Genomic DNA, 14,669 nt, shown 5'->3' on the forward strand with positions numbered 1-14,669 from the left:
GTGTTCCTTATGGTTTTTTGTAGTCAATTAGGAAAAGGAGTGAGCTTCACTTGGGTAAATCCCATCTTCCACTTCTTGAATATACATGCGGATAGCATCATTGATATTACCCGCTTGCGCTAAAAAGTTTTTAGCGAATTTTGGTGGGCGGGCTGTAATACCAAGTGCATCATGCATAACGAGAATCTGACCATCAGTTTCATTTCCTGCGCCAATACCAATAACGGGGAGCAGCAATTCTTCAGTGATATGACTCGCTAATGAAGTAGGAACACATTCAAGTACTAATAATTGCATTCCTGCATTTTCGAGGGCGATTGCATCTTTCAAGACTTGATTAGCAGTCACTTCATCACGCCCTTGGACTTTATAGCCCCCGAGTATATTGACGGCTTGCGGTGTTAAACCAAGATGGCCACAAACAGGAACAGAGCGTTCACATAGCATTTTTACGGTGTCACACAACCAACTGCCGCCTTCAATTTTTACCATATTGGCGCCTGCTTGCATTAAAATAGCGGCATTTGCACAAGCTTGTTCTGGTGTGGCGTAGCTCATAAAAGGCATATCAGCGATGATAAAGGCGTTTGGAGCCCCTTTACGAACACAACGTGTGTGATAAGCAATTTGTTCAACGGTAACGGGTAACGTGGAAGACTCGCCCTGAATAGTCATGCCAAGTGAGTCGCCAACGAGCATGACTTGAATTCCTTGCTCATAAAATAATTGAGCAAAACTAGCATCATAGGCTGTCATGGTTGCGAACTTGCGTTTGTCTTGTTTAAACTGACATAAATCAGCCAGAGAAATTGGTTTCATTATAATAACCTCCGGAAATGATCTCCTTGCGACCATACCTCATAAGAGGTTGCACACTTTAAGGGGTAATGTCCCAAAGCGTCAGGCCATTGCGAGGAACTTGTGTGAGTCTTTCCAAAAGCGTTTCGCCATCAGGAAAAACTAGGGTGGGGGCAATTTCACTGAGCGGATACAACATAAATTCCCGCTCTTTTAGCCCGTAATGTGGAATGGTTAACCGGGGGGTATGGATAACTCGGTTACCAAAAAGCATGATATCAAGGTCAAGAGTGCGAGGACCCCAACGTTCTTCTTTACGCACTCGTCCAAGATCTAATTCGATTTTTTGTGTGTGATCAAGTAGCTCTTCGGGCTCGAGATCTGTTTCTAGTAATACAGCCAGATTGAGAAAATCTGGCTGATCCTGTGGCCCTAAAGGCTTAGTTCGATAAATAGAAGAGATTGAAACGACACGACTGTTAGGGATCGCATCTAATGCTGCAATAGCTTGCTGAGCCTGTTGTAGTGGCTTACCAAGGTTACTTCCTACAGCAATATAGACTTGTTCCATGGTACTCTCTCTATGTATTACTATGACTTATTAGGCTTGCGAGCCCCAGCGTTTGATGAGCGTTGTGGGCGGTGACGCCGACGCGTTGGCATATTGCCTAATTCGGAAATCATCTCACGCTGCTTGCTATTATTAGCTTGTTGGAAATCCGCCCACCACAATGTTAATTCTTGTAGTTCATTCCGGTTTTCGACATTGGCTCTTAGTTCTAATAAATCAAACGCAGCACGGAATTTAGGGTGCTCCATTAGTTTATTTGCACGGCGGCCTTGACGACGAGGTAATCGAAGTTGTAATAACCAAATATCACGCATTGTGGTTGTGATACGTTTCGGTATTGCAATCGACCGACATTGTTCGTCTAAAATGTCATTCATGGCCAGCGCAAAGGCATCATAATAAGCCAATCCACCCTCCTGAGTAAGCTTTTCAGCATGCTCGGTTACGGGGTACCATAACATAACCGCAAATAAAAAAGCAGGGTTAACGCGTTTATCATTTTTAAGCCTGAAATCGGTATTTTTCAGGACTTGCTCAATGATTTTTTCCATTGGTGAGTCACCGTTTTCAGTGAAACGGCTGGCAACAACAGGGAATAGCTGCTCAAATAAACCATATTTTTTGAGCATCATATAAGTGGTATAACCTTGCCCAGCTTGTAGCAACTTAAGTGATTCTTCAAACAGCCTTGCCGATGGTATCTCTTTTAATAAATGAGCGAGTGAATAAATAGGATCTGCGGTTTTTGGCTCGATACTCATATTGAGTTTGCATGCGAAGCGTACCGCTCTTAGCATCCTAACTGGGTCTTCACGGTAACGGGTTTCAGGGTCGCCAATTAAGCGAATAACCCCATCCTTTAAGTCTTTTAACCCATTAACGTAGTCACGTACGGAGAAATCATCAATATTGTAATAGAGACTATTCACTGTGAAGTCACGACGAATCGCATCTTCTTCAATAGAGCCGAAGATATTATCACGCAGCAACATGCCGTTTTGTGCTTGAGAAGACAGGTTTTTATCTTCTGAAGCATTTTGGTCATGATTCCCCCGGAACGTTGCCACCTCAATAATTTCAGGACCGAACATGATATGAGCCAAACGGAATCGGCGGCCGACTAGGCGACAATTACGAAATAGCTTACGAATTTGTTCCGGTGTTGCATTGGTGGTGATATCGAAGTCTTTAGGTTTTTGACCTAAAAGTAAATCGCGAACCCCTCCGCCGACTAAATAGGCTTCAAAGCCACTTTTATTTAATCGATAGAGGACTTTTAGAGCATTATCACTAATATCACTACGGGAAATAGAGTGCTCCGCACGGGGAATAACAGTAATGTTTTCGTCGTTAACGGTTGTCATTATGGTGTGTTTCTCAGGCGTAGGGTCGGCACGTTGAGATTGACGAACCGTTTTTTTAATAGGCGCTGTTTTATGAGTTTGCTTAGTGTTCTGTTCTTTTGATGCAGTTTGCGCATCAGCAGAATGAGTGACTGGCCTTTTACCGGCTGCCTGAGTATCTCGTAAAATGTCACGATGCTGTGATGCATCTTCATCTGATGCATTTGTATTGCGAGATAAAATATTACGGCAGAAATTTGCTACACGGTTAAAAATAGTACACCTCGATGTGATTACCAATATTCATTAAACAAAATAAGCGGCTAATCATAGCTCACAGAAGTTTCTTTGAGAATGGTTAAACGCATAAAAGTCATGTCTAATCATTAATTTTACCAATAAAATTAACTCAAAAAATAGCATAATTTATTTTTGCTTTCGTAAGATATGACCTGCAATGCCTTATTTTAAGCTATTTTAGGGCGTTAGGTTATTTGTTTTTTTTAATCATTGGCCAAAAAAATGGCTAATTTTAAGCCCTCTAAAATTTTAGGTGTAATGGATGAGTATTATTTAGTATTAATGATAATACTAAATTTAGATAAAACAGCAAGATAGCTTAAAAACACCATAAAAATGCAGGGGGTAACCAATATAAACCATGACTAACGGGGAGGAGAATGCTGGGAGAGCATGTTTTCACGGTGACAAAACCTTATAACGGCGCACGTAATATGCGCCGTTTAGGACTCCATCTGAGCTATTAGCCTGCCATTTGCTTTTCGCGAATTTCAGCTAATGTTTTACAGTCGATACATAAATCAGCAGTAGGACGGGCTTCCAAACGGCGGATACCAATTTCTACGCCACATGATTCACAAAAGCCAAAGTCATCATCTTCAACTTTTTTCAGGGTTTTTTCTATTTTCTTGATCAGTTTACGCTCACGATCCCGGTTACGTAATTCAAGGCTGAACTCCTCTTCCTGAGCGGCTCTATCAACGGGGTCTGGAAAGTTAGCTGCCTCATCTTGCATATGAGTAACAGTCCGGTCCACTTCATCTCTGAGTTGATTGCGCCATGCTTCGAGAATGAGCTTAAAATGCGCCAACTGGGCCTCGTTCATGTACTCTTCGCCAGCTTTTTCATGATAGGGTTCAACCCCAGCAATGGCGAGAATGCTTAAGGACGATGTCTTACGTTTTTGCCCTTCTTGCATAATGCTTCTCCTACACACGCAAATTTTACAAAAACCCCAAAGGGGAAAAATTAAGGTCGCTATAAATAGCAGAAGAGAGCTCTCTTGGCAATCGTTCCTGCAATGAGTTTTGTAATGCTGTGAGGGCGAGCGTGTTTATTCCCTTTCTAGCGCCCAGAACTCAGCGGCCTCGTATAAAAATTGGTTAAAAAAACTTTATTTAATAGAGTTAAAGCGAATCTGCTTCCCTAACGCCATTTGTTGAACAGTTATATCAGCTTGATAACAAAGTACTTCAACACCACTTTGCCGTGCCTCCTCTAATAACTGCGCATATTTTTTATCAATATGTGCAGCCGCAGATGCTACGTGAATACCTGTGTGTAAAGCAACAAACAATAGTATGGCTCTTTTTCCTTCTTTAGCAATCTGTGATAGCTCGCGTAAATGTTTTTGCCCTCTTAGCGTGACGGCATCAGGGAAAAAACCGTGGCCATTTTCAAGTAAAGTTACTGATTTAACTTCAATAAAGCAATCTGGTAATTCACTGTTTGAGAGAAAAAAGTCAATTCGGCTATTTTCTGAACCATATTTCATTTCTGGCTTTATTACGCTGTACTCGGATAATTCTGGAATGTGTTTTTCGGCTAAAGCTTGAGCAACTAATTGGTTCGCACGCAGCGTATTAATACAAATAAAATCGCCATTAGCTGTTTGGGTAAGTTCCCAGCTGTAGGGATATTTACGTTTTGGGTTATCAGATGTGGAATACCAAATAGTATCACCCGGTGTCGCACAGCCAGTCATTGCGCCGGTGTTAGCACAATGAATAGTGATTTCTTCACCATTAGGCAGGGTGACATCAGCCAAAAAGCGTTTATAGCGCTTAATTAGCGTGGCCGATTTTAAACAAGGATTAAACTCCATATATTCTCCGCTGTCATACGAGGTGAGTTGTCAATACACTGATTTTAATATGATTGAAAGTGGCTAATGCTACAATGTCTGATAGTAAAAGTTAAATGCATGGAGTGATAACCAAAGTGTTCCCCATATTAGACGTCAGAGAATCACTAATTACCGCATTAAAATCATCCCCTCAAGTGCTATTACATGCACCGACGGGAGCCGGTAAATCCACCGTTTTGCCATTGGAAATCTTAAAAAGCGGGGTGGTTAATGGGCGGATTATTATGTTGGAACCTAGGCGTCTTGCGGCTAGAGCAGTTGCCGCGCGTTTAGCGGAGCAACTTGGGGAAGAAATTGGCCATACCATTGGTTTACGTATGCGTTCAGAAACTAAAGTTAGTCGTGATACTCAGTTAGAAATCGTAACGGAAGGCGTCTTAACACGACTATTACAAAATGACCCTATGCTTGAAGGGGTTGGGTTGGTGATTTTAGATGAATTTCATGAACGCAACTTACAAGCAGACCTTGGCCTTGCATTATTACTTGATTCACAACAAGCTCTACGGGATGACCTGCGGGTGTTATTGATGTCTGCTACCCTTGATAACCAAGGGCTCTCCCAGTTGTTCCCTAATGCTCCAGTGATCACTTCACAAGGACGCAGTTTCCCCGTTATTCGTGAATATCATCCCATAAATCCTAATAAATTATTTCATAAAGAAGTCGCGGCGGCAGCATGGCTGTTTTTGCAGCAAGAGAAAGGGTCACTATTATTATTTCTCCCGGGCGTGGGGGAAATAGAAAAAGTAAGAGCTGAATTAGCTTCGATAGTGAGTGAGGACATACTTTTGTGTCCTTTATATGGGGCTTTACCTCTTAAAGCACAGCAGCAAGCAATCCAAATAGCCCCCGAAGGGAAACGTAAAGTTGTGCTAGCGACTAATATTGCGGAGACCAGCTTAACTATAGAAGGTATTCGCTTAGTGATGGATAGCGGCCTGGAGCGAGTAGGGCAGTTTAACCCTCGTTCAGGGATAACAAAATTAGTTAAGCAACGCATTAGCCAAGCATCAATGACACAGCGAGCTGGACGAGCGGGGCGCTTAGAAGCTGGGGTATGTTGGCATCTATTTAGTGAAGAGCAAGCGGAGCGTGCGGCTCAATTTAGTGAAGCACAAATCAACCAAAGTGACCTCAGTGGGCTATGGCTTTCTTTACTACAGTGGGGCTGCCATGATGTGACACAATTATCATGGCTCACCTTACCCCCAGCCCCCGCGATTGGGGCGGCAAAAAATCTACTTGCTAAACTTGGCGCGATTGATGCACAAGGGAAACTGTCTATCATGGGACAGAAGATGGCAGAACTAGGTAGCTCAGTACGTACTGCCGCGATATTGTATAAAGCACAAGTCGCTAAAGATGAGTCAGTTTTGCAATTAGCCGCATTATTAGTGGCTATTATTGAAGAGCCGCCAAGAGGTGGTGAGTGCGACTTACGTTATTACTTAGACCGGCCAAGCGAAAGCTGGTGCCGGCGTGCGACCATTTTAAGTGGGCGAAAAGTTAACGCGAGTATAGGGCAGCAAACCGCACTGATAAGTAAGTGGTTACCAACCTTATTAGCAGCCGGTTTTCCCGACCAAATAGCAAAAACGAGGGACAATCAATTGCGTTATCAGTTATCCAGTGGGCTTGGAGCATCGCTACACGAAACGGATAGGCTATTGGGAACTTCTTGGTTAATCGTGCCATTGTTGTGGCAACCAGAAAATAGCGCAGATGCACGAGTGGCACTTGCGTACCCCATTGATATACAAGAATTGCAAAAAGATTGTACTGAACTATTTAATGAGCAAGAAACCGTTGAATGGGATGAGCAAAAAGGGACATTGCTAGCATGGAAGCGCTTGCAGTGCGGCCAGTTAGTGGTGAAATCAGAACGCATGAGTAACCCAGATAAAGCTGATATCAGTAAAGCGTTGGTTTATTGGCTAAAACAAAATGGGCTGCAACAATTGAATTGGCAAGAGGATGCGTTGCAACTGTGTATTCGTTGTACGTTAGCACAGCAATATTTCCCTGAGTTTGAATTACCATCCTTTGATGAAAGTACATTGTTATCAACATTAGATGAATGGCTTGAGCCTTATCTTATTGAGGTAACCAATAAACAAAAGTTGCAGCAAATTAATTTAGCAGAGTTACTAATAAACCGGTTAGATTGGCAACAACAGCAGTGGCTAGCGAACATGTTCCCTACAACTTACCGCGCACCTTCTTCACATGATGTGAGTATTCACTATGCATTGGATAAGCCGCCTGTCATAGAAATTCGTATGCAAGAAATGTATGGTGAGAAAACGAATCCAACTGTTGCGCAAGGGAAAATGACGTTAACGGTTTGTTTGCTTTCCCCTGCGATGCGCCCATTACAAATTACACAAGATCTCGGCGCATTTTGGCATGGAAGCTACAAAGAAATACAAAAAGAAATGAAAGGCCGCTACCCAAAACATTTATGGCCCGATGACCCAGCAAATACAGCACCAACGCGGCAAACAAAAAAAGCGATGATGGGTGCGAAATAAACTATTTTTATGCTCTAATAGCAGGTTCATAAAAATGGCTTATCCCTGCTTAATGTGAGTAAGGAAATGTAATTAAGAGCTTTCTTTGGTGAAATCTCTAAGGTTATGAGCCAAAATTAACCACTAAGCTATTCAAATAGTGAATGATTATGTTGTTAAGTTATTTTGTAAGGTGATATGGAGCGACCATGTCAGGTAAAGATTTTGAACCAATAGGCAGACGCAACAAAAAATCTGCTGGGAAAAAACAATCTTCATCCCGCCGTCGCAGAGACCGCGATGATTATGACGATGAAGATTTATTCGAAAATGATGATATTGACCAACAATATCTCGATGATGAAGACGAAGAAGAGCAAATGGCTAAAAAAGGCTCGAAAAATAACAAACCACGTAAAGTGAAAAGCAAATGGCGTTGGTTCTGGCTGTTAGTCAAACTAATGATTGTGTTTGCTGTTTTATTAGCAGCATACGGTTTTTATTTAAATCAACAAATTAAAGAACGTCTCGATGGTAAGGTGTGGGATTTACCTGCGGCAGTATATGGCAGGATGGTTAACCTTGAACCGGGAATGGACTATAGCCAAGCTGAAATGGTTCGCCTGCTCGAAGGTATGCAATACCGAAAAGTGAGTAAAATCACCACCTCCGGCGAATTTGTGGTTCGCGGTAATAGCATTGAAATTTTACGCCGTCCTTTTAATTTCCCTGACCAAAAAGAAGGGCAAATATTAGCGCGTATGGTGTTTGAAAATAATGGGTTAAGTAAAATTGAAAATATGGAAAATGGCCGTTCATTTGGCTTTTTCCGATTAGACCCTAAACTGATCACGATGATGCAATCGGCGAATAATGAACAACGTTTAGTATTGCCATTGTCTGATTTCCCCGAATCGTTGGTCAAAATTTTACTGGAAACCGAAGATCGCAACTTCTATGAGCACGATGGGGTCAGTTTATACTCTATTGGCCGTGCTGTTGTTGCCAACTTAACGGCTGGGCGTTCGGTTCAGGGGGGCAGTACCCTGACGCAGCAGTTAGTAAAAAACTTATTTTTAACTAATGAACGCACATTAAAACGTAAAGCCAATGAAGCTTACATGGCTATTTTGCTGGATTATAACTACAGCAAAGAACGTATTTTAGAGCTGTATCTAAACGAAGTGTTCTTAGGCCAAAATGGTAATGATGAAATTCGTGGCTTCCCGCTAGCAAGTTTGTATTATTTCGGTCGCCCAATTAATGAGTTAAGTTTTGACCAGCAGGCACTGTTAGTGGGTATGGTACAAGGGGCATCAACTTATAACCCATGGACTAAGCCACAAAATGCAATTAAACGCCGTAACATTGTGTTGAAAATCTTGGAAACACGTGGCGTAATCGACCAAGAAATGTACCAAGTGCTCAGTGCAAGGCCTCTTGGCGTGAAAAATAAAGAAGGGTTGGTGGCTTCTCAGCCTGCCTTTATGCAAATGGTACGTTTAGAGTTAAATCAAAAACTGGGTGATCAAGTTAAAGAGTTATCCGGTGCAAAAATCTTTACAACCTTAGACCCTGTCGCTCAAACGGCTGCGGAAAATGCGGTGGAAAATGGAGTCGCTGATTTACGTAAGGCTCGTAAGTTAGACGATATCGAAGGCGCAATGGTGGTCGTTGACCGTATTAATGGTGAAGTTCGTGCCATGGTTGGTGGCTCTCAACCTCAGTTTTCTGGCTTCAATCGAGCATTGAATGCACGCCGTAGTATTGGTTCGTTAGCGAAACCTCCTGTTTACCTTGCTGCACTGAGTGAGCCTGATCGCTATCGTTTAAATACATGGTTAAAAGATGAACCACTCACTGTTAAGGTGGGTAATCAAAATTGGAGCCCAAGGAATTATAGCCGTAATTTTAATGGACGTATGATGTTAGTCGATGCACTTGCTCGCTCACAGAATATCCCAACAGTAAACTTAGGGTTGGAAGTTGGTCTAGATCAGGTATTTAATACCTTTGTACGTCTAGGAGCCCCAGCTGCAGCAATGGAAAAAGTGCCTGCGATGCTACTAGGGGCGGTAAATTTGACACCAGCTGAAGTCGCACAAGTTTATCAAACCATTGGCGGCGGCGGTAATCGCGCTAAATTATCTGCGCTGCGTTCAGTGATTGATGGTGATGGTAAAGAGATTTATCAAAGCTATCCATCTGCAGAGCGTGCTGTACCTTCACAAGCTGCCTACTTAGCGTTATACGGTATGCAACAAGTGGTTAAGCAAGGGACTGGCCGTGTATTATTGTCTAAATATGGCAAATATAACTTAGCAGGTAAAACAGGGACAACTAACGATTTGCGCGATAGCTGGTACGCCGGCATTGACGGTAAGGAAGTCGCGATTGTATGGGTAGGTCGTGATAACAATGGCCCTACGCAATTAACAGGCGCAACAGGAGCACTGAAGGTATATCAACGTTATCTTGATAATCAAACACCTTTGGCATTAATCAATCGTGCCCCAGAAGGGGTTGTAGATATGCAAGTGACTGCCGATGGGCAATTAAGCTGTTCAAATTTTGGTGGGGGTAGAATGCTACCAATCTGGACGGATAACCCCGATGCTTTATGCCAAGCATCAGAAAACCAAGACCCAGTTTTGAACCTAAATGGCAATAACGATGAGCCACAAAATGATGCACCGGATTGGGTTAAGGATATGTTTGGCAATAATCCCTAAATTCTCGTCATACTTCAACCTGTAGCGTTGTTGGTTGCACTCGCTAGACCTAGTCACATACTATTGTATGCTCCTAGGTTCTAGCTCACTTACCGCCTAGCTACAGGCTGAATTATTTAGAGAATTACCGCGTAACGTTTCACTTTTTAGCGTTGTTGGCTGTATTCACTAGATTTAGCCCCACACGGTTGTATACCTTAAGTTCTAGTTCACTTACCGCCTAGCTACAGGCTGAATTATTTAGAGAATTACCGCGTAACGTTTCACTTTTTAGCGTTGTTGGCTGTATTCACTAGATTTAGCCCCACACAGTTGTATACCTTAAGTTCTAGCTCACTAACCAACTAGCTACAGGCTGAATTATTTAGAGAATTACTAAGTACAGTTTGAGTTATTGCATGAGGATATCGTTAACTATAAGAAGAATAGAGGTGAAAGTGGAGATAGCTTCACCTCTATAATGTTAGTGTAAATTAATTGTTTTTAATTTTCATCAGTGCAGTTTCGGCGGCTTTGATCGTTTTTTCAATGTCTTCATCACTGTGAGCGATAGACATAAAACCAGCTTCAAAAGCCGAAGGTGCAAGGTAAATGCCTTGTTCTAACATATAATGGAAGAATTTCTTAAACCGTTCTACATCGCACTTCATCACGTCTTGGTAGCAAGTTACAGTCGGTGCATCAGTAAAGAAAACCCCAAACATACCGCCCACATGGTTGATTACCATCGGGATACCTTGTTCTTGGGATACGCGTTTTAAACCACGGGCTAATTTTTCTGTTAGCTCATTTAAACGTGAGTGGACGCCTGGCTGAGCGACTTCTTTTAAGCAAGCGAGACCCGCTGCCATCGCGACAGGGTTACCCGATAATGTACCAGCTTGGTAAACAGGGCCAATTGGCGCGAGTTTTTCCATGATCTCAAGTCGGCCACCAAACGCGCCAACAGGCATACCGCCACCGATAATTTTACCTAAACAAGTTAAGTCAGGTTGAACATCGTAATAGTCTTGTGCGCCGCCCAGAGCTACGCGAAAGCCTGTCATGACTTCATCAATGATTAATACAGCATTGAATTCATCACAAAGCTCACGTAAACCCGGTAAAAACTCAGCAGTAGGAGGGACGCAGTTCATATTGCCAGCAACAGGTTCAACAATCACACAAGCAATATCTTCAGGGTAGTTTTCAAATGCTTGGCGAACTGAGGCAAGATCGTTATAAGTACAGGTTAAGGTGTGTTTAACAAAATCTTCAGGGACTCCTGGAGAATTCGGCTCCCCCATAGTGAGTGCCCCTGACCCTGCTTTTACTAATAAGCAGTCTGCATGGCCGTGGTAACAACCTTCAAATTTGATAATTTTATCACGTCCAGTGTAGCCCCGAGCAAGGCGGATAGCGCTCATGGTAGCTTCTGTTCCTGAATTCACCATACGTACCATATCCATAGAGGGCACTAGTTCACAGACGAGTTCAGCCATTTCAACTTCCGCTGCGGTTGGCGCTCCAAAACTTAAACCTTTATGCACAGCTTTAATTACTGCATCACGAATAACTGGGTGATTATGCCCTAAGACCATCGGCCCCCATGAGCCAACGTAATCCACATAGGCTTTGCCATCGACGTCATAAATATATGAACCGTCAGCCTTTTCTATAAACAAAGGGGTTCCGCCAACACCATTAAAGGCACGAACTGGTGAGTTTACACCACCAGGAATTTGTTCTTTTGCTAGTGCATAAAGTTTTTCAGATTGCGACATGGCAGGGCTCCAAAAAGAGGCTAAATAGAAATTTGCCTCCATTCTAAAGCACTGTCTCAATTAAACCAAATGTTGATCCTAAGATATGCACAATGTGTCTAATTGTGTAACAACACTTGAACGATTTAGTCAAGTGGCGGATAATTAGATTAATTGATCTGGGGCGGCTTTTGCTTCCCATGAATTTACCGGTTACCGGTTTGGAGCTAAAAATGAGTGATGATTCAGCTCTGCCCTTACAATTTACTGATGCGGCAGCAATAAAAGTTAAAGATCTAGTTTCTGACGAGGATAACCCAAATCTGCGTTTACGTGTTTATATTACCGGTGGCGGATGCAGTGGTTTCCAGTATGGTTTCACATTTGATGACCAAATCAATGAAGGTGATATGACCATTGAGAAGCAAGGTGTTGCTCTTGTGGTTGACCCAATGAGCTTACAATATTTAGTTGGCGGAAGTGTTGACTATACTGAAGGTTTAGAAGGCTCGCGCTTTATTGTGACGAACCCGAATGCTAAGTCTACTTGTGGGTGTGGGTCGTCCTTTAGCGTCTAATTTTCGTCATATTTCGAGCTGTGGCGGTGTTGGCTTCATTCAGCTACTCGGGTCACATACTTGTGTGTGCTCCCCGAGGTATCTTCATTTGCCGCCTTGCCAAATTTTCGTCATATTTCGAGCTGTGGCGGTGTTGGCTTCATTCAGCTACTCGGGTCACATACTTGTGTGTGCTCCCCGAGGTATCTTCATTTGCCGCCTTGCCAAATTTTCGTCATATTTCGAGCTGTGGCGGTGTTGGCTTCATTCAGCTACTCGTGTCACATACTTGTGTGCGCTCCCCGAGGTATCTTCATTTGCCGCCTTGCCAAATTTTCGTCATATTTCGAGCTGTGGCGGTGTTGGCTTCATTCAGCTACTCGGGTCACATACTTGTGTATGCTCCCCGAGATATCTTCATTTGCCGCCTTGCCACAACTCGAACTATTTAGAAAATTTCTGTAATCTGTAATCTGTAATCTGCAATCTGTAATCTGTAACCTGTAACCTGTAACCTGTAACCTGTAACCTGTAACCTGTAACCTGTAACCTGTAATCTGTAACCTATAACCTATAATTCTCGGATTTTAGTTCCTAATTATCAATTATATAGTGAGTTTAGCTGTTCGCACAGTTGTTCGGTTGCATTCACAATCCTTGGGCCTGCTCGATGAAACCAATCTTCGTTTAACCGAATAACAGGGACATTGAGTTGGGGATGCCAAAATTCTTTCACTGCTTTTTCCTGTTCTGCTGAACCTGTCATGATAATCACATCTGGTTTGCGGGTGAGTACTTGCTCACGGCTGACTTGCGGCCATTGCACTGTACTATTAGCAAAAATATTTTCACCACCACAAAATTCCACAACATCATTTTGCAATGTCTGATTACCAGTACTAAATAAAGGCTGGATACCTAATTGAATAAACACACGTTTTGGTTTGTTGATTAAGGCTTTTTTATTTTGATAAGAGGCTAAGGTTGCCCGCATCATTTCAATATTGTGTTGTGCAATTTTGGGGTTAGGACTGTATTGTGCTAATTCAGTTACTGAATTAATCACTTCATCGATGCTTTGCGGGTCGAAATAAATAATAGGAATACCAAAAGATGCGAGTTGTTCGAGAGGGCGCTGTGGGTTTCCTCCTCGCCATGCAAGAATTAAATCCGGTTTAAGTGCGATAATACGCTCCACATTTAGCCCTTGCCAATCAGCAACTTGTTCTATTTTTTTTGCTTGTTCTGGATAGTCGGAGTAAGCACTAACTGCAACTAAATTATCACCTAATCCAGCCGCGTAGGCGAGTTCGGTGTTTGCTGGTGATAAACTAATAACCCGTTGTTTGGGGGTAGCTAGAGCAGAAAAAGTAACCAACAAGGTACATAACAAGGTAACAGTGAAGGAATAAAAATGAGGAATTCTTTTCATGACTATCATTTATCTTAGCTGCAATGAAAAAGCATAACGGAATGTTAGTTATGCTTTTTCATAGGAGAAAATTAAGCGAGTTTTGTTAAAATCGCGTTGATCATCAGTGAAGATTGGCGAGCAGCAATAGGTAAAAACTCATCAAAACTGGTATGAGACTCTTTATCGGCTACATCAGAAATGGCGCGAACGACAACAAATGGTACGCCAAACTGGTGGCAAACTTGCCCTATCGCAGTCGCTTCCATCTCAACTGCAGCAACTTGAGGGAACATGGCTTTGATACGAGCTAATGGTTCTGCTCCATTAATAAAAGCATCACCACTACAGACTAAACCACGTACTGCATTCATATCCAATAAATTAATGCACTGTTCCGCAACGTTTATCAGGTTGCTATCCGCGACAAAAGCTGGTGGGCATTGTGCCATTTGGCCTGGCTCATAGCCAAACGCGGTGACGTCGGCATCGTGATAACGAACTTCAGTAGAGACAACAATATCACCAACATTTAAACGAGGATCTAACCCACCTGCGGACCCAGTGTTGATAACTACATCAGGTTGGCAATGTTCTAGTAATAATGTTGTACCGATTGCAGCCGCAACTTTACCAATACCTGATTTTAATAAAGCAACGTCAACACCATTAATTTTTCCGGTATAAATTTCACAGCCTGCGCGGCTGATCGTTTGGCAATTTTCAATTTGTGAGCGCAAAATAGCAACTTCTTGCTCCATTGCACCAATGACCCCAACTTTCATTTTGTCTCCTTCACCATATTCCCCTACTTAGTGTTTACAACACATTATTT

The 14,669-nt window shown here is 42.6% G+C and carries 11 protein-coding genes; 3 read left to right on the forward strand and 8 right to left on the reverse strand.

The features are described 5' to 3' along the window. Nucleotides 1-27: 27 nt before the first annotated feature. The 5 genes from panB to sfsA form a co-directional block, all read right to left on the reverse strand. Entirely contained in the window at nt 28-819 is a 792-nt protein-coding gene (gene panB / locus M1F14_RS08710; protein ID WP_042848196.1) for a 3-methyl-2-oxobutanoate hydroxymethyltransferase, read from the reverse strand. A 58-nt stretch (nt 820-877) separates the two neighbouring features. Beyond that, nucleotides 878-1,369, reverse strand: coding sequence for a 2-amino-4-hydroxy-6-hydroxymethyldihydropteridine diphosphokinase (folK, locus tag M1F14_RS08715; RefSeq protein WP_042848194.1), 492 nt, complete (start codon nt 1,367-1,369; stop codon nt 878-880). A gap of 20 nt (nt 1,370-1,389) precedes the next feature. Next, nucleotides 1,390-2,733, reverse strand: a complete 1,344-nt coding sequence (pcnB, locus tag M1F14_RS08720) for a polynucleotide adenylyltransferase PcnB (protein WP_206074972.1) — start codon at nt 2,731-2,733, stop codon at nt 1,390-1,392. 742 nt (nt 2,734-3,475) lie between these two features. Next, nucleotides 3,476-3,931 carry an RNA polymerase-binding protein DksA gene (gene dksA / locus M1F14_RS08725; RefSeq protein WP_042848193.1) on the reverse strand — a complete coding sequence of 152 codons (456 nt, stop codon included), beginning with the start codon at nt 3,929-3,931 and terminating at the stop codon, nt 3,476-3,478. A gap of 195 nt (nt 3,932-4,126) precedes the next feature. Then, the gene (gene sfsA, locus M1F14_RS08730; RefSeq protein WP_042848192.1) at nt 4,127-4,837 is read right to left on the reverse strand and encodes a DNA/RNA nuclease SfsA; all 711 of its coding nucleotides are present in this window, start codon (nt 4,835-4,837) and stop codon (nt 4,127-4,129) included. Between the two features lie 116 nt (nt 4,838-4,953). Here sfsA and hrpB point away from each other — a divergent pair, with 116 nt between their 5' ends. Next, entirely contained in the window at nt 4,954-7,413 is a 2,460-nt protein-coding gene (gene hrpB, locus M1F14_RS08735; RefSeq protein WP_181468702.1) for an ATP-dependent helicase HrpB, read from the forward strand. Nucleotides 7,414-7,601: 188 nt separating this feature from the next. Then, a complete protein-coding gene (mrcB, locus tag M1F14_RS08740; protein ID WP_181468701.1) occupies nt 7,602-10,124 on the forward strand; it encodes a bifunctional glycosyl transferase/transpeptidase in 2,523 nt (840 codons plus the stop codon). 473 nt (nt 10,125-10,597) lie between these two features. Here mrcB and hemL read toward each other — a convergent pair whose 3' ends face one another. Then, the gene (hemL, locus tag M1F14_RS08745) at nt 10,598-11,887 is read right to left on the reverse strand and encodes a glutamate-1-semialdehyde 2,1-aminomutase (protein WP_042848260.1); all 1,290 of its coding nucleotides are present in this window, start codon (nt 11,885-11,887) and stop codon (nt 10,598-10,600) included. Nucleotides 11,888-12,099: 212 nt separating this feature from the next. On the opposite strand from hemL, the gene erpA reads away from it, so the two are divergent. Beyond that, a complete protein-coding gene (erpA, locus tag M1F14_RS08750) occupies nt 12,100-12,444 on the forward strand; it encodes an iron-sulfur cluster insertion protein ErpA (RefSeq protein WP_042848258.1) in 345 nt (114 codons plus the stop codon). A gap of 580 nt (nt 12,445-13,024) precedes the next feature. On the opposite strand, the gene btuF is transcribed toward erpA, so the two are convergent. Together btuF and mtnN are read right to left on the reverse strand one after the other, a co-directional pair. Then, on the reverse strand, nt 13,025-13,855 hold the full coding sequence (gene btuF / locus M1F14_RS08755) for a vitamin B12 ABC transporter substrate-binding protein BtuF (RefSeq protein ID WP_042848188.1): 831 nt from the start codon (nt 13,853-13,855) through the stop codon (nt 13,025-13,027). Nucleotides 13,856-13,926: 71 nt separating this feature from the next. After that, the gene (gene mtnN, locus M1F14_RS08760) at nt 13,927-14,619 is read right to left on the reverse strand and encodes a 5'-methylthioadenosine/S-adenosylhomocysteine nucleosidase (protein ID WP_048608086.1); all 693 of its coding nucleotides are present in this window, start codon (nt 14,617-14,619) and stop codon (nt 13,927-13,929) included. Between the last annotated feature and the right edge of the window lie 50 nt (nt 14,620-14,669).

Origin of the sequence: Providencia sp. PROV003 (assembly GCF_045040775.1) — a bacterium.
Taxonomy (GTDB): Bacteria; Pseudomonadota; Gammaproteobacteria; order Enterobacterales; family Enterobacteriaceae; genus Providencia; species Providencia huashanensis.